At 43.4% G+C, this 16,977-nt stretch carries 11 protein-coding genes and 2 riboswitches; of the genes, 2 read left to right on the forward strand and 9 right to left on the reverse strand.

What is annotated here, in order from left to right:
* Positions 1-2 precede the first annotated feature (2 nt).
* Complete coding sequence (locus tag M3205_RS25890; RefSeq protein ID WP_396105258.1) at positions 3-89, forward strand: IS3 family transposase; 87 nt, start codon at positions 3-5, stop codon at positions 87-89.
* Between the two features lie 72 nt (positions 90-161).
* Here the strand turns inward: M3205_RS25890 and ptsG are convergent, their stop codons facing one another.
* The 8 genes from ptsG to M3205_RS05960 all read right to left on the reverse strand — a co-directional run bounded on the left by ptsG (position 162) and on the right by M3205_RS05960 (position 13,080).
* Positions 162-2,222, reverse strand: coding sequence for a glucose-specific PTS transporter subunit IIBC (gene ptsG, locus M3205_RS05925; RefSeq protein WP_251169066.1), 2,061 nt, complete (start codon positions 2,220-2,222; stop codon positions 162-164).
* Positions 2,223-2,439: 217 nt separating this feature from the next.
* On the reverse strand, positions 2,440-3,282 hold the full coding sequence (glcT, locus tag M3205_RS05930; RefSeq protein WP_251169067.1) for a glucose PTS transporter transcription antiterminator GlcT: 843 nt from the start codon (positions 3,280-3,282) through the stop codon (positions 2,440-2,442).
* Between the two features lie 122 nt (positions 3,283-3,404).
* Complete coding sequence (locus M3205_RS05935; RefSeq protein WP_251169068.1) at positions 3,405-4,733, reverse strand: NCS2 family permease; 1,329 nt, start codon at positions 4,731-4,733, stop codon at positions 3,405-3,407.
* A 128-nt stretch (positions 4,734-4,861) separates the two neighbouring features.
* Positions 4,862-4,963, reverse strand: a riboswitch (purine riboswitch).
* 86 nt (positions 4,964-5,049) lie between these two features.
* Positions 5,050-6,570, reverse strand: a complete 1,521-nt coding sequence (gene guaA / locus M3205_RS05940) for a glutamine-hydrolyzing GMP synthase (RefSeq protein ID WP_251169159.1) — start codon at positions 6,568-6,570, stop codon at positions 5,050-5,052.
* 216 nt (positions 6,571-6,786) lie between these two features.
* Positions 6,787-6,888, reverse strand: a riboswitch (purine riboswitch).
* 70 nt (positions 6,889-6,958) lie between these two features.
* The gene (locus M3205_RS05945) at positions 6,959-9,163 is read right to left on the reverse strand and encodes a transglutaminase TgpA family protein (protein WP_251169069.1); all 2,205 of its coding nucleotides are present in this window, start codon (positions 9,161-9,163) and stop codon (positions 6,959-6,961) included.
* On the reverse strand, positions 9,163-10,377 hold the full coding sequence (locus tag M3205_RS05950; protein ID WP_251169070.1) for a DUF58 domain-containing protein: 1,215 nt from the start codon (positions 10,375-10,377) through the stop codon (positions 9,163-9,165). The genes M3205_RS05945 and M3205_RS05950 overlap by 1 nt, the downstream gene beginning before the upstream one ends.
* 1 nt (position 10,378) lies before the next feature.
* Positions 10,379-11,335, reverse strand: coding sequence for an AAA family ATPase (locus M3205_RS05955; RefSeq protein ID WP_251169071.1), 957 nt, complete (start codon positions 11,333-11,335; stop codon positions 10,379-10,381).
* Between the two features lie 284 nt (positions 11,336-11,619).
* A complete protein-coding gene (locus M3205_RS05960; protein WP_251169072.1) occupies positions 11,620-13,080 on the reverse strand; it encodes an esterase/lipase family protein in 1,461 nt (486 codons plus the stop codon).
* A gap of 167 nt (positions 13,081-13,247) precedes the next feature.
* On the opposite strand from M3205_RS05960, the gene M3205_RS05965 reads away from it, so the two are divergent.
* A complete protein-coding gene (locus M3205_RS05965; protein WP_251169073.1) occupies positions 13,248-15,161 on the forward strand; it encodes a DUF2207 domain-containing protein in 1,914 nt (637 codons plus the stop codon).
* Between the two features lie 41 nt (positions 15,162-15,202).
* Here M3205_RS05965 and M3205_RS05970 read toward each other — a convergent pair whose 3' ends face one another.
* Positions 15,203-16,885: a transglutaminase domain-containing protein gene (locus M3205_RS05970; protein WP_251169074.1), complete on the reverse strand. Its 1,683-nt coding sequence runs from the start codon at positions 16,883-16,885 to the stop codon at positions 15,203-15,205.
* Positions 16,886-16,977: the final 92 nt, after the last annotated feature.

Below are 16,977 nucleotides of genomic sequence, written 5' to 3' on the forward strand. Positions count from 1 at the left end.
TGATCGAGGAATATAACCAGCATCGTTATCAATGGGGCTTAAATAAAATGACCCCGGTGCAATACCGGGGTCATTTACTAGCCGCATAGGCGCTTTTTAAACTGTCCGTAAATCGGGGCACAGTTCATTTAAACTTCAGCTGGTTTCTTCTATTTTATATATTATTGTTTTGAGATGACGATGATATCTTTTTCTTTAAGGTCAACAGCGCCCGGTTTATTAATCTGGATTGCTTCACCCTGCTGAAGGTTTGTGAATACAATCGGTGTAATAGTAGAAGTCGCGTTTTCCCCGATATAATCCAGGTCCACTTTCAATAGAGGCTGTCCCGCTTCTACACGATCATTCTCTGCAACTAATGCTTCAAAGCCTTGCCCCTTAAGATTAACCGTATCAATACCCACATGAATGAGGATCTCGCGGCCAGAATCTGAAAGGATTCCAATCGCATGCTTTGTCGGGAACATATTAACGATTTTCCCGTCTACCGGGGACACTACAGTTCCTTCTGAAGGTTCAATCGCAAAACCATCACCCATCATCTTGCCTGAGAATACAGCGTCAGGCACTTCTGTGATTGGTTTGATTTCACCTTTTAGCGGAGCAATGAATGAGTCTTCCTTATGTTCAGTCTGAAGAGCCTCAGGATTTACTTCCTCAATTTGCTGTTCAACTCCGCCTTCTGGAGCTTTTTCAACCGCGCGAGGTCTTTTGCCGCTCATAATATCTTTCATTTGACCTTTGATTGTTTCAGATCTTGGTCCAAAGATAGCCTGAATGTTGTTTCCAACTTCCAGTACTCCAGAAGCACCCAGTTTCTTTAAGCGGTCTTTATCTACATTCTTAATATCATTTACAGATACACGGAGTCGAGTAATACATGCATCGAGATGAGCGATGTTTTCCTGTCCGCCCATAGCATCAAGAACTTCATAAGGCAGGTCTCCGCCTTTACCTGAAGTAGCAGTTTCTTCATCTTCTACTTCTTCACGGCCCGGAGTCATTAAATTAAATTTGCGGATAGCAAATCGGAAACCAAAGTAATAGATCACAGCAAACACTAATCCAACCGGAATGACAATCCATGCATTTGTCTGAGGGTTGATTAAACCAAATAAGATGTAATCAATTAAACCTCCTGAGAAAGTCATGCCGATTTTTACATTCAAGAGATGCATAGTCATGAATGAAAGACCTGCAAACACCGCGTGAACCGCAAACAGTATCGGAGCTACGAATAAGAATGAAAACTCCAGCGGCTCAGTAATACCCGTTAAGAAAGAAGTTAACGCAGCAGATGCCATAAGGCCGCCGACTACCACTTTCTTCTCCGGGCGTGCTTCGTGATAAATAGCTAATGCAGCTGCAGGAAGTCCAAACATCATGAACGGGAACTTACCAGTCATGAATGTACCTGCAGTAAGATTCTGTACATTGTCACTGATCTGCGCCATAAAGATTCGCTGGTCACCACGAACAGTTTCACCTGCATTTGTTACATACTGTCCAAACTCATACCAGAATGGAGAGTAGAAAATATGATGAAGACCAAAAGGAATCAACGAGCGTTCAATTAATCCAAAGATAAACGCTGATAAAGTTAAGTTCGCATGAACCATGTTTTGAGAGAAAGCATTTAACCCTTCCTGAATCGGCGGCCAGATAACGAGCATCAGAAGACCTAGCACTACCGATGCTGCAGCCGTGATAATCGGAACAAAACGCTTTCCGGCAAAGAATCCTAAATAGGATGGAAGTTCGATTTCATAAAACCTGTTATATAATGCTGCAGCGATAATACCAACAATGATACCGCCAAACACGCCTGTCTGCAGAGTCGGGATGCCTAGGATATTCGCATAATTAAGCCCATTTACATCCTCTGCCGTTATTCCGGCAGCCGTCCCCATTGTCACGTTCATAATCAAATAACCGATAATGGCAGCAAGTGCGGCTACACCTTCACCGCCTGCCAAACCAACAGCTACACCAACCGCAAATAGCACCGGCAGGTTGGCAAAGACGATATCCCCTGCTTTTTGCATAACCTGGGCAACGATCTCAACCCCGCTGTTATCCAGGAATGGAGCCAGTTCAAGAAGCGCCGGATTCTGCAGAGCCGCGCCAAGAGCAAGCAGGATTCCCGCTGCAGGCAGTAAGGCTACAGGAAGCATCAAGGCTTTTCCGACCTTTTGCAGGACGCCAAATACTTTTTTAAACATATGTTAACCCCCTAAAATTTTTACTCATTAAGCGTTTTTATTTAATAGCGGCAACCATTAAAAAACAAAAAAGGCATGAGGAAAAAAGGATAGAATTCAGGTGTACACAAGGGTATCATACCCTATTTACCTAAATTCAATTACCTTTCTTCACTCATGCCTGATCGAATCAGTAACACGTAAAGACTCGCCATTTCTGGACAAGATACTATCGTAATTAATTTATTTTCTTTTGAAGCCTTTGCAGATGCATCGTCAGATAAACGGCTTCTGCGTTATAGACTGGTTTTTTTAATGTTTGCTGCATTACTTTAATGAGCTTCCAAGAGAGATTGTAGCATACCGGGTATTCTTCTTTCAAGAGTGAAGTTATTTTTTCCGGTTCTTCAACGACCTCGCCTTTATTAACCCTTTCAATGGTGAAGCGGATATGGCGGACAAGCCTCATATAATCGATGCTGTCTTTATCAATCTGAATATCCAGCTGGTCTTCAATCATGTTAACGAGAAGGGTCACCAGCTGAGAATGCTGATTCACTTCGGATAAATTTCGATTCATTACCGCACTATGCACGTGCAAGGCAATAAATCCAATCTCTCCTTCCGGCAAATAAATACCTGTCCGATGCCCTATAAGGTTAACAACTTCCTGTGCGATTTCGAATTCAAATGGGTAGAGTGTCTTCGTTTCCACAAGGAAAGGGTTTTTCATTTCCATCCCTTTCTTCATGCGGGTTATCGCAAACATCAAGTGATCAGTCAGCGCAACATGGATATGTTCATTAAGCAAGGAATTCGCCCTCTGTTTTATCAATTGGATCGAGGAGATAATTGCTTCATGCAATTGATTATCCACATAGGGCATGAGCTTCAGATAATTCTCCTGCTCTTTTTCGTTTTTAACCACAAAGAGCTTTTCAACCAAATCAGAATCGATTGGCTGGCCCGATTTCCGATTAAAGCCAATTCCCTTACCAATCAGAACGACTTCCCCTAATGACTCATGACTGCCAATAAGGACGTTATTATTCAGTACTTTTTTTACCTTATACTCACCCATTCTTTTCTCCCCGCTCATTAAACAAAATGTACTCTCATGGTATAAAAGCCTGTAAAGGAAGTCAACGTATCGGCACTTAAAATAAAAAGAGACCCGCATCCCAGCGGGCCCCACACATCCTGTTACTTCAGGAAAATGAAATACATAACAAATATGACGAACAGCACATACATGATTGGGTGGATCTCTTTGATTCTTCCTTTTACAATCATGGTGATTGGATAGAAGATAAATCCGATTGCGATTCCTGTTGCGATGCTGTAAGTCAATGGCATTGCAATAATTGTCAGGAATGCCGGAACAGCAATTTCAAATTTCTTCCAGTCAATGTTACCTAATGATGCAACCATTAATACACCGACAATGATCAGTGCCGGAGCCGTCACCGCAGAAGTAATGACTTCTAATAGCGGGAAGAAAAATAATGAAAGCAGGAAGAACCCAGCTGTGACTACCGATGCAAATCCTGTTCTCGCACCTGCCGCAACCCCTGAGGAAGACTCAATAAAGGAAGTTGTTGTAGATGTTCCGAATATCGCACCAACGACTGTTGCTGTTGAGTCTGCCAGAAGCGCTTTACCTGCACGAGGCAATTTATTTTCCTTCATTAAGCCAGCCTGGTTGGCAACACCTACTAACGTTCCTGCTGTATCAAAGAAGTCGACGAACAGGAATGTCAGAACAACGACCAGCATGCTTGTTGAGAAGAATGAAGGGTCACTGTATGCCCCGAATGCCGCTCCGAACGTTGGAGCCACACTTGGCACGGAATCAACAACCTTTCCTGGAACATCAATTAAGCCTGCAATCATCCCGGCAATAGTAGTGATTACCATACCAATGAAAATTCCGCCATTAATTCCTTTTGTCATCAGGATCACTGTTATGACGATGCCGAAAATGGCCAGGAGCACATTCCCGTCAGTAAAATCCCCTAATCCAACAAGGACCGCATCATTATTGACAATCAGCCCTGCACTTTGAGCGCCTACAAATGTAATAAACAAACCGATACCCGCACTGACCGCATACTTCAATTCTGAAGGAATCGAGTTAATGATTTTTTCACGCAAACCTGATAGTGATAAAAAAATAAAGATAATCCCTGAGATCAAAACCCCGCCTAGTGCATGCTGCCAAGGAATTCCCATCGTTAACACAACGGTATAAGCAAAAAATGCATTCAATCCCATACCTGGAGCAAGTGCAATCGGATATCTGGCCAGCACACCCATCAATAGGGATCCAATTGCCGCAGCCACTGCTGTTGCCACAAATACTGCCCCATAGTCCATTCTCATGGCATCCGGCAAATCAGGGATATCCATTAACGATAAAGTAATCGGATTAACGACTAAAATATATGCCATTGCTAAAAATGTTGTGAGTCCGCCGATGAATTCACGGCGATAGTTAGTACCAAGCTCTTCAAACTGGAAGTACTTCTTCATTTCTTTTCCCCCTATTGGCTATCTTTATTTTCACAATAAAAAAACTCCGGTATTTGAGTACCGGAGCATTGACAACTGGGTTCGTGCTAGCCATAGGGAAAAACAAAGAAGAATAAAGACAAAAACATCCCTATTTGCACTTACCTCGTAGTCAAGCTATTTACGGCAGCTCGGTAGAAACTTTTGGGCCATATCCCCAAGATTATACGACGTAAAACGACATATTTAATTCTTCTTTATCATACCACCTCAAAAAGTCCCAGTCAATATAAAAAAGCGAACATTTTCATGTCCGCTTTTTATTAATGTTCGTATTTTATTCCCACTCTATCGTAGCAGGCGGCTTGCTTGTAATATCATACACAACCCGGTTTACATGCGATACTTCATTGACGATTCTAGTTGAAATAATCTCGAGTACATCCCAAGGGATACGTGCCCAGTCAGATGTCATGCCATCAATTGAAGTAACGGCACGAATTCCAATCGTATAATCATACGTCCGGGCATCACCCATTACCCCCACACTGCGGATATCAGGCAGGACAGTGAAGTATTGCCAAATATCACGGTCAAGACCTGCCTTTTTAATTTCCTCGCGCAAAATGGCATCAGACTCACGTACAATCTCCAGCTTGTCTTCTGAAATCTCTCCCAGCACGCGGATCCCTAATCCCGGACCAGGGAATGGCTGCCTCCACACGATTTCATCAGGAATGCCAAGCTCTGTACCTAATGCACGCACCTCGTCTTTAAACAGCGTGTTCAGCGGCTCGATCAGCTTAAACTGCATATCTTCTGGAAGCCCGCCTACATTGTGATGAGATTTAATCGTCTGGGCAGTAGCGGTTCCACTTTCAATAATATCTGTATAAAGTGTTCCTTGAGCAAGGAAATCAATGCCTTCAAGCTTAGCAGCTTCATCATCGAATACATATATGAATTCATTGCCGATGATTTTACGTTTTTGTTCAGGGTCGCTTACACCTCTAAGCTTATTCATAAAGCGGTCCTGAGCATCCACTTTAATTACATTCATATTAAAGCCATCAGAAAAAGTTTTCATGACTCCTTCTGCTTCATCTTTTCTAAGCAGGCCGTGATCAACAAAAATACAAGTCAGCTGGTCGCCGATTGCTTTATGGATCAGTACGGCAACAACAGACGAATCAACACCGCCGCTCAAGGCACAAAGAACTTTTTTATCTCCAACTTCCTGGCGGATCTTTTCCATTTCAATTTCAATGAAGTTCTCCATTGACCAATCGCCAGTACAGCCGCAAACGCCGAACACAAAGTTTTTCAGGATATCATTTCCATGAACAGAGTGGCGCACCTCCGGATGGAATTGAACAGCGTATAAACCGCGCTCTTCATTGCTCATAGCCGCAATTGGGCATGATGGATTCGTACCATCCACTGTAAAACCAGCCGGAGCCTCTACGACAAGATCGCCATGGCTCATCCAGACAGTCTGTTCCCGCGGGAGATCTGCAAACAATTTGGACTCATTTTCAATCTTCATGATTGCCTTCCCGTATTCTCGGTGCTTGGCAGGTTCTACTTTACCATCAAAATGCATGGTCATCAGCTGCATGCCATAGCAGATTCCAAAAATCGGCAATCCCAGTTCAAATATTTCCTCATCACAGCGGAAGGCATTTTCGCCATATACACTGTTAGGCCCGCCAGAGAAAATAATTCCTTTCGGATTCATTTCCTTGATTTCTGCAGCTGTAATGGTATGCGGATGCAGCTCACTGTAAACACCAAATTCACGAATTCTGCGTGTGATTAACTGATTGTACTGGCTTCCAAAGTCCAGCACTACGATCATTTCCTGATTTTGAAGTTCTGTTTTCCCCGTCACACTGTTCACCTCATTAAATTTGTTATATTGCCTATAGTCTTCTCTCTTGCAGATAAAATATCTAGTAAAAATATAATTTTTCAAGCATTTCATATATATCAGCAGGTAGCTGGACAATAAAAAAACCGAAACTCTTTCTCCACAAAAAAAGTGAAGGCAGAATTCCGGTTCTCACGTATAGCAAAAAACTTCTTCTGCCTTCATAGTCAGATCATTTACGGCGATCCGGTAGAGACTTTCGAACCATATTATCGAGGATATATGAAGGTGCATGATTTAATTGTGTAAAACGGCAAAATCCGAACAATATGCCGCTGTCTTATTTGCCTATTGTAACAACAGCCGCAAATCCCGGTCAAGCTATTGTCCTTTTAATTAAATTTTCCCACAATTCCTTCGTGTCATTCCAGCTTCCTTCTTTCAGGACGCCCCTGTAGACAAGCTCTTCGTAGCGGGCCGTCAGCCTGGTCATTTCCCTTGTTGAGAAGAAGGTGTCAACATACTTAGCATAATCCCCTAAGGTTTGTCCGCTTTTCCGTTTTAACCCGTATCGGTCCAATTCCTTTAAAAGAATCAGGTAAGCCTTGGCGAATTGCTCATCATTCTTTGTTCTTTTAAATCTCCAGATGAAATAATGAGGAAGCCATTTACCCCGTTGTTGAAAAATCACGACAACAAGCAAAGCACCTGCCAATACGCCTGCTCCGATGACTTTCCAATGTTCTTTCAAGTAAGCCTCTATGTTGCCCCACAGCTTTTCTAAAGTAAAAGGCGATTCTTTTGATGATGTTCCTTCAGGCTTGTCCGGCTTGACAGGAGGCTCAGTCTCTTTTGGCTTTTCTGCCTCCGGCTGGCTCGTATTTTCACCGGCAGTGTCAAAGTTAAACTGAACATTATTACTAAAGCCCTGAGTTGGTTCAAATGGAACCCATCCCATATCAGGAAAATAAATTTCCACCCATGAATGGGCATTGTTATTGGTTACCTCAAACAAGCGAAGACCAGACCCGAGTGATTGCTTGAATTCTCCTTCTGTATAGCCCTTTACCCATCTTGCCGGCAATCCAATCGACCTCGCCAGAACCACCATGGAGGAAGAGAAATTGTCGCAATACCCCTGCTTGGCATCAAATAAAAATTGGTCCACATAATCTTCATTTTCATCCGGAACCGCTACATCTGTCTGGCTGTAGCTATACTCCGCCCTTCGGAAATACCTCTCAAGCTCTCTGGCTTTTTCAAACCAATCCGGCTGATCCTGAGTTATTTCCTGCGCTAACTCCCTGACTCGTTCAGGTAACTCTTCAGGCAGCTGTGTATACCGGGACAAAAACCCCTCAGGAAGCGATTCTGCTTTTGCTCCCGATGCCTTCATGGCAGTCACACTGTATTCAGGCACCGCAAACTCCAATTTATAATCTTCCAATGCAAACGGCCGACCTCTATCCAATGTCCGGATCTTTTCTGTGGCCGTTTCCAGCTCATAGGTAATGAAAGGCGAGGCTTCGATATTTTTTAACCCTAATGGATACACCACATGAGGGTAATTCATAAAAGTATAAACCGAACTTACTTCATCCTTGGTTTCAATTGCTTCGTTATCCACGAACGAAGTAACCGGGATTTCTTCTCCCATTCCGAACGGAAGATATTCCCTTTCTGGCTGGGAGGTTACCCATCCCTTGCCTGTATACGTATCCTTCGTTTCCACCTTCCAGTAATGGCGGGACTCCACTTCCGCCCTGAAGACGACAGCGTTATCTCCTATAAAAGGGCCGCCAAGGCGGGAATCGTCTTCACCATAGCCGATTTTCTGAATACCCGGTCCATCACTGCCGCTGTTCTGCCCATAAGACTTTATAAACGGAACTGGATCAGGCCAAATCGGTTCTGCCTTTGGGGCAGCAAATCCCAAGCCGGTGCTTAGCGTGATCAGAGCCGTCAGCGGAATCATCCATTTGCGCGACAGGGAGGCTCCTTTCTTCAGCCCTTCCTGCTCCAGAAGACGGTTAAACGTTAAGATACCCATAACTGCAAAGCCCGCAATAACTGTCCTGACAATCGCTGCGTCTGCCGTGTATGGCGTAAAAGTGTCGAGGACCGTTATATAAATGAGTGTCATGAAAAGGAATATGAAGATCTGCCTTCGATTAATCAGCCAGTACTGAATCAAATAGGTCATCAGCCACAGCAGTATAAAAAATAGCATACTTCTGAAAAGATTGGTTATGGCGGGCCAGTCTCTCCCAGCCAGCAAGCCAAAGTTATGCCACACATCCGATGCAAACGCGGCTATCCATGAAAGCTGAAAAAAAGAGCCTTCAAAATACAAATAATGCAGCTCATATAAAATATAAAGCACCTTAATAGTACTGCTCATTACTGGGCTTATCCCGAAGAAAGCCATAAGGAGTGACAATACAAGGAACAAAAGGAAAACGATAATATTCGATGTATCTGTCAGCTCTTCAATCGGGCGCAGCCATTCCCATAATAAGAAAAAGCCAAGAACATATAGAAGAAAGGTGGCAAAATCTTTTTGAACCCGCTGATAGCCCATCACTTTCCCACCCCCGAAAACACATCTGCAAAATGTCCGTTATGAACCAAAACGACCCGGATTCCCCTGGCATTCGCAGAGGCTTTAAGCGCCAGTTCATCACCGGAAGGAGATTCATGCTCATTTTTGATTAAAAATATTGTCAAGGCCCCGTTTTTGGAAGTAAAAAATCCGGCTTTCTCGATAAGTGCTTTTGTTAATCGTGCTGTAACAATCATCAGCTGACTGTTCTGCTGCAAAAGAAAATGCTCTGCCTCAAGAATCCGGTCCACTGATGCTGCCGAATCATCTTTTATTTTTGCCAAATGATGGAACAGCTGGAGCTGGTGCGCCTCTCCGCCTCTGATCGGAAATGCTGTCCGGTCAGCTGCAGAGGTCAGAAATCCAACCTGTGCTCCTTTACGGAGAATCGATCTTACAATGGAAGCAGCAAAGGAAACAATGGCTTCAAATCGACTATCCGGTGCGCAGTCCATTAGAATGTAGACATCGTGAGATTGCCTTTGTTCAAATTCTTTGGTCATAATCTCATTTCGCTTAGCGCTGGCTTTCCAGTTAATCCACGAAAATCTGTCTCCCGGCTGATACTCCCTGATGCCGATTGCCATGGAAGTATCTCTTTGCACCCGTTCTTTTGAAGCGGTCATTCCCTGGTCATAATGATGTGCCATGGGCTTATAGACCATTTCTTCATACGCCGGGTAGACAATCATCCTGCTCTCAGCGGGGGCTTGTCTTTCTTTTTCTATTAAGCCGAGAAGATCACCCGTCTTAAAGCGGACTGAGGCAAAAAAATGCTCTCCCCTCGGCAGACTGTTAATCTTATATTGTATGGACATTTCCTTTTGGAATCCCGGAAACAGAAGCCGCTTTGCCTCATTTGACTTCCCGGCATGCAGGAGCTGTTCGCTCATTTCATCCTCAATGACGAGGTACAATAAAGGAAATATTGAATCTCTGCTTACCTTTAAAGTTATTACTGCCTGCTCACCCGCTTTGTATTCTGTTTTCGGCAGGATCCGCTCCACTTTAATGCCGTTTAATGAATAAAATGACAGACCAAGAGCGTATAAAGCAAACGGCACAAAGCTGTAAAACAAAAACCAGCTGACAAAGCCGCCCTGGAACATGGCATACGAGAAGGTGAACAAAATAAGCAGAAATAGCACAATCAGCTTCCAGACACCTTTCAGTGTATTTAACAGCTGTTTCATTTTACTTCACTAGCCTTTGTACAGGGACAGGCACCCTGGCAATGACCCGTCCCACCACTTCTTCGGCGGTAATGCCTTCAAATTTCGCCTCTGACCTTAGAATAATTCTGTGGACAAAAACAGCAGGCGCCAAATACTGAATGTCATCCGGAAGAACATAATCGCGTCCATACATGAATGCATAAGCCTGTGCTGCTTTCATCAAAGCAATCGAACCGCGTGGACTGGCCCCTAAATATACACTGCTGTGGTTACGGGTTCCACCCGCAATCTCCACAATATAGCGTTTAATTGTTTGATCCACATGTACTTCTTTAATTTCTGTCTGCAGGGAGCGCAATTCATCCAGATCCATTACTGTTTCCAGATCTTCTATCGGCGGAATGCGCTGTGCCCGGTTCAAGACCTCCATTTCATCCTCTATATCCGGATAGCCCATTTTCATTTTTAAAAGGAATCTGTCCAGCTGCGCTTCCGGAAGAGGATAGGTTCCCTCATACTCAATGGGGTTTTGCGTTGCCATAACGAAGAAGGGTCTTTCAAGGCGATGCGTCACTCCATCGATGGTCACACTGCTTTCTTCCATCCCTTCAAGAAGAGCGGATTGCGTCTTGGGAGAGGTCCGGTTGATTTCGTCTGCTAAAATAATATGGCCCATAATGGGACCAGGCCTGAACTGAAACTCCATTTCCTTTGGATTATAGATGGATACACCCGTCACATCTGAAGGCAGCAAATCTGGCGTGAACTGGATGCGTTTAAATGCGGCTCCGACTGATTTAGCCAGCGCACGAACCATCATCGTTTTCCCGACACCCGGAACATCTTCAAGCAATACATGACCTTCCGCTAAAAGCGCCACTAGGCTTAACTCTGCGACATCCCGTTTGCCGATCATAACTTTTTCAATATTCCCCAATACTCTCTCAATTGCTGGGTGCATCTGATTTCGTTCCATGTGAAATCTCTCCCCTTTTTCTATATCTATAATTCCACTAATTTACAATTCCCTGAATTTAATTCTAACCTATTATATATTCGCTGTCGCGCAGGAAACTCCTGTGTTTTTCCCGGGATGGTTCTATCTTCTAAATGGTCGTTGAACAAGGCTTTATTAGCATTTTCGAGGATCTCGCACCTTCCGCTCCAATCAACTCTGCAAATATAATCCCAAAAGCCGCAAACCTTGAGAAAACAGCCTAAAACAAAAATAAAGGCTGCTTCTCAGCAGCCATAGACCAGTTAATAATGTCGTTTTCCATCCTGATCTATATAAAAAGATTCGATAATTGTTCTTTCATATGGCTTTCCACTTTCGGTAAGTCCATTTATTTCCGTTGTCACATTGTAGACGCCTTCCTGTGAAAAATCGCTGTCGGTCATGAGGCCGGGCTTTTCCCCTTTCGCTTTTTGCAGCAGCTTTTTCCCTGAAGAATCAAACCCGAAGCGGATCCATTTTGTTTTAAGGGCTTTATGGCTTTTCTCAGACATGCCCTGAATTTTATCATTTAACGGGCTATTTAGTGTAACGGTGTAAAGATACGATGCATTTGCCGGAGCCTTTAACAGCCAGCTTCCTGCTTCAGGATACTCGATTTCAAACTGATGAATCCACGCGTCTTTGAAAAAATCGGATTCTTCTTTATACGCTTTTCCCGTTTTATATTCTTTTCCGTCCGGACTGATTAATTTTAAGGAAGACAGGTTCTTTTCGCTTAAAAAAGAAACGGTTATGGAGTTTACATTATCCTCCACAGTAAACTGCTCACTTATTGCACTGACAGCTTTCCCGCCTTTTACAATGGAATGGATGCCAGGCCGGCTGGAAGCAGCTTCTGGTTCTGGACACGAGAAAACTGCAGCAGGCTGAGTAATAGTAGTAAAGGGTTTGAATACAAGGAATGTATGGGATCCTTCCCGAATGGTTGTATGATTCCACCCGCCTTCCTGAACAATGGAAGCACCAGGCAGTCGGGAATTAACCGCTGTCACAACACCATCGTTTTTTCCGTACACACTCAGGTATAACCCTCCCCAGTAGGAAGCACTGCCAAATGAACCCCATTTGGTGCCGCCAAGTGTATAATAACGGTTTTTTCCGGCATTCTGATGGGAATCTGTCAGGCTTCGAAAGTATTGCATATTGCCTGTCTGCAGGGATTCAGTTGCTTCATTATTGTTTCCGAGAAGAGCAGCAAGCCACCAGGCGGCGCTGCTGTGCGCAAGATCTGCAAGCTGGGTGCCATGATGAGGAGAGGATAAAGAGATGACATTTGATACATAAGGGTGGGCATTGTAATGTACAAGGGCTGTCTGAATATCCACACCGCCTTTACTATAGCCGATAACCACCAGCTTCTTACCATCGAAATGATGGAATATTTCCTGGAGCTTATCAGCAAGAATAGCACCATTCGTCCACATATCACGATCATGATGAAGATCAATGAAGGCTGTTTCATATCCATTTGCCAAAGCCACTTCGTACATATCATTACCTTCATGCCAGACTGCTGATGAATTATTATAGCCGTGTACAAACACAAGAGGTGATTTGGAAGGGTCAATGTTTGAAGGTGTTTCTCCGGCATACCAGTAACCCGGAGTTCCCCTGTCGTCACCGCCAAAACCGCCAGCTTTCACCATACCACCAGGAAAAATCAGCATCATACAAAAGATCACTCCTGCCAATTGTTTTATCAAGCCATTCCCCCCTAAACAGAAATCCGGACGGTAGCCCAGTCAATTAGATTTTATAATTTTCAGAATATATATTGAAGGGTATTTCGGATTAAATTTCCATTCAATTGGCAAAAACAGCCCGGCTTTCCGTTATAATGACCTTATGGAAGACTGGAGGTAAAATCACATTGAAACTGCATTCATTTATTTTTCTTATATCAATATTTCTGCTGCTGCCATTCCCGGCGGAGGCTAAGGCAGAATCCTTTTCCATTGACCAGGCAGAAATACGGACACTAATTTTAGATAATGGGGATATCTACACAGAAGAGTTATTCACATACTCCTTCGATGGATCATTTAATGGAACCACGAGAACAATCGGAGACGATGATCATGGGGGAGTGGAACTTTTTGAAGGCTACCTTGCTCCGGATGATGCCAAGCTTGAAACGATTAATCCCCAAAGCTTACAGAAGCTGAAGGTAGAGAGAGATGATTTAACTTATAAAATATATACAGCTTCTAAAAGGGAAACTAAGAAAGTGTTTTATCGCTACCGCATTAAGGACGCAGCCAGCAAGTATGGGGATACAGGTCAGCTTTATTGGCGTTTTTTTGATGAAATGAATGAAAGTGATATACACAACCTTCGTATTCAAATTGCTTTATATAATGATTCATCAGCTTTAAACAAGGGTTATGCCTTTTTACATGACTTGACTGGCGGATCGATGAAAAAATCCAGACAGGATGGAATTCTTTATGAAAATAAGCTTCTTCCTGCAGGAAAAAAGGCCGAAATCCGTTTTTTGTTTCCTGAGACTTACTTGAAGAATGCTGCATATACAGAAAATACCGCTAAGCTTGCTGAATTTCTTGCCGAGGAGGAACAGTATCAGCAAAAAAGTGAGAGCCGTCAAGGCTGGATCAAACCTCTTGATACATTGAATTCGATCATTATCCTTATTTTGCTGATATTACTGATTTATTTGGTACTCTATCCCCGCAGACTATACAGGTGGTTTAATAAAGGAACTTCTCCGGAAGAATTAAAGAATCTGGATTCTTTTCTGCTTGCTGCCATCTACAGAAAGGGAAGGCTTCGGCATTTCGATATTATCATTGTTCTGTTTCGCATGCAGCAAAGAGGGTTTCTATCCATGGAACGCCTCACCGCCAGACCTGCTTATTTGGAAGATAAAACAGCACCTGATTATACCTATCTATTTACGGTTATCAGTGAAAATAAAAGTTTAACAGAATACGAGCAAAAACTGATCGATTGGCTTTTTACCCCGGATGAAACAGGCCGTAAAACCTTTTCCCTGGATCAGCTTCCCTTTCCAACAGCTCAGGAAAAAAAGAGCAACTGGAGAACGGAGGATGAATATAAGCGAATGGAAAAAGAGTTTAATAAGGCATTTACAGTCTGGCGCAAAACGGTACTGAAAGATCCTGAGATAAACGAGTATGTAAGATTAAATTTTATAAGAGAGAGCTTTCTAAAATGGGGAATTCCTTTTTGGATTCTATTGTCATTATTCAATGCCTATACAGGGCTGTCTGACTTATTCGACTTAGCTTCCATATTGGTTTTATTAACAATCGGTTGGGCCATCGTGCTGATTCAAAAGAAAAAGCGGCTGGCATTGCCAATCTATTTTGGCTTAGGATCTGTTTTCGCGGAAGCTTTAGCATACGAAATGCCGGATGCCTTTCTTCCTTTAAACATTATCCTTTTTCTCATTAGCGTCTTCTTGCCTATGTCGGATGTCACCTTTAAAGGAGCCCCTTATCATAAGGCAATCAGGGAATTTAGAAATAGCATAAAAACAGGCAGCTTTCACTTTCAGGATTCACAAAAGTGGATACAGCACGCCCTGTCACTCGACCTATTTACCGAGCTGACTGTGCATTATGCCGAAGAATTTACAGAAGATGCCAAAACTTTTTCGGCGCTTCTCCTGTCTTCTGCAGATACTAAAATATTTTCATATCCAAATTATTATTATCACCAGACTTACTATACAAGGTCCGGTTCCTCCGGAAGCGGATCAAGCGGCGGTTCCGGCGGAGGCGGAGGTGCAGGAGCATTTTAATCATAAAAAAGGTGCTATTCCCTGAGAATAGCACCTTTTTATTAGTATGATACACCTGTGCGGCTATGTGTTTTTTTTAACTCAGCCTGATTCGGATCAAAGTATTTTTCGTTGAAAGCGGCTACGAATTTATCATCCTTAATGTATCCCGCTCCCCATGTCGGATCCATCGTAAGCCAGTTTCCATCCACCTTCACTTCAACCCAGGCATGCTTCTGCGGCCAGAATCCGCCGAAAGCAGTTCCTTCAATAAAGCGGGCTTCCATGTCGCTCGCCCGAAGCAGAGCAATGGCCAGATACGAATAATCCTGGCAGACGCCCGTTTTGGAATCAAGTGTCTTGAGTGCACTATCATCCCAGCTGAAGTCATCTGTTTCAAGCTTATTCACATCATATGAAACGTTCTTCGCTACATAATCATAGATGGCCTTCGCCTTAACCCTATCCCCACTTTTGTCTTCTGTCAGCTCTTTCGCCAATTCAGTAATTTGCGATGCATCCGACTGAATACCTCTTGATGGGAGCAGATCCCGCTTATCCTCACCTGTTGACTCCACCTCAAATTTGGCAAACCCATAAAAGCGGAAATAATCACTGTTCTCTTCCTTAATTTCCGGCACACTTAGTGTGATTTCATATGTGCCTGGCCCAAACCTTAAATAAAATGAATCATCAAATGTGAAGTCCTTTACAGGGATTACATCCAGTGCCTCGTCTTCACCTTTTTTTGTAGTAATGTAAATATGATCTGTTTCAGGACCAAATTCTGCCTGCGGATCAATTTTGCCTCTTACAGAAAAGACACCGTCAGACTTCTCACCGCCAAATTGCGGGTATTCGAGCGCCACTCCCCTCTCCTCATATGTTTTAGAGTATTCAATTGGGCTCATCTTCCTATCAGACTCATTGTCTATTAAAATAGTTGTGGCTGTCTGATAGTAATTTCCCCTCTCTTTGTCAGGAACGAGCACCTCAAGCTCATGCAGGCCTTTTCCGTAAAATAAAGGCACATCATAAGCAAACTTGCCATTCTTAAGCTTGATGACGTGCTTCCACATTTCCGAATCCTTTTTCAGCTGCAGCATGATTGTTTCGCTGTCTGTCAGGCTTCCGGCTTCCCCTTGCAAACTGAAGACCTCATTGCCTTTTACAAAGCTCGATTCTATATCTAGGGCGAGATCTGCTTCCTGCCCAAATGGAGTATACGTCACATCGCGCTCCGCATCCGGACTTACATTATGTACATTGAACGAGGCAAGATCATAATAATAATTTTCACTATCCGTGCTTGGAAGCTGTACCGTTATCTTATACTCACCTTCCCCATTAAATAAACGGATATCCAGCTTGAACTTTCCTTCTTCGATGGGTGCGTAGTATTCCAGATCGTTCCCTGCCGGCCCATCCTCTGTGGAACGAACCTTGATCCAGGCATAGTCTGATTTGAGATCAGAGTACTTCTCAACCTCTCCTTGCACAGCTACCTTGCCATTCGCAGCAAACTCCTTATACTTCGGATTTTTCAAAGCTGCCCCGACTTCCTCGCTGTAAGAAGTCAGCTCAAGGGGTTCAAGCTCAAGTTCCTTGTTTTTCTCTTTAACCAGCTTTACATATTTGTCTTCTTCCTTTTTCTCCGCTTTTGCTTCTGAATTGCTTTCAGTGCTGCTGCAGGCTGAGAGGAAGAGGAAGCTGGATAGTAATACTATTAGGCTTTTCTTCGGCATTGGGTCCTCCTTTTTAATGTTCGTAACTTTATTACGTTCGAATGCCTTCCGGTTTCGGAAATTGAGTTTTAATAATAAGATTCATAGAAAAT

Origin of the sequence: Cytobacillus firmus (assembly GCF_023715565.1) — a bacterium.
Lineage (GTDB): Bacteria > Bacillota > Bacilli > Bacillales > Cytobacillaceae > Cytobacillus > Cytobacillus firmus_C.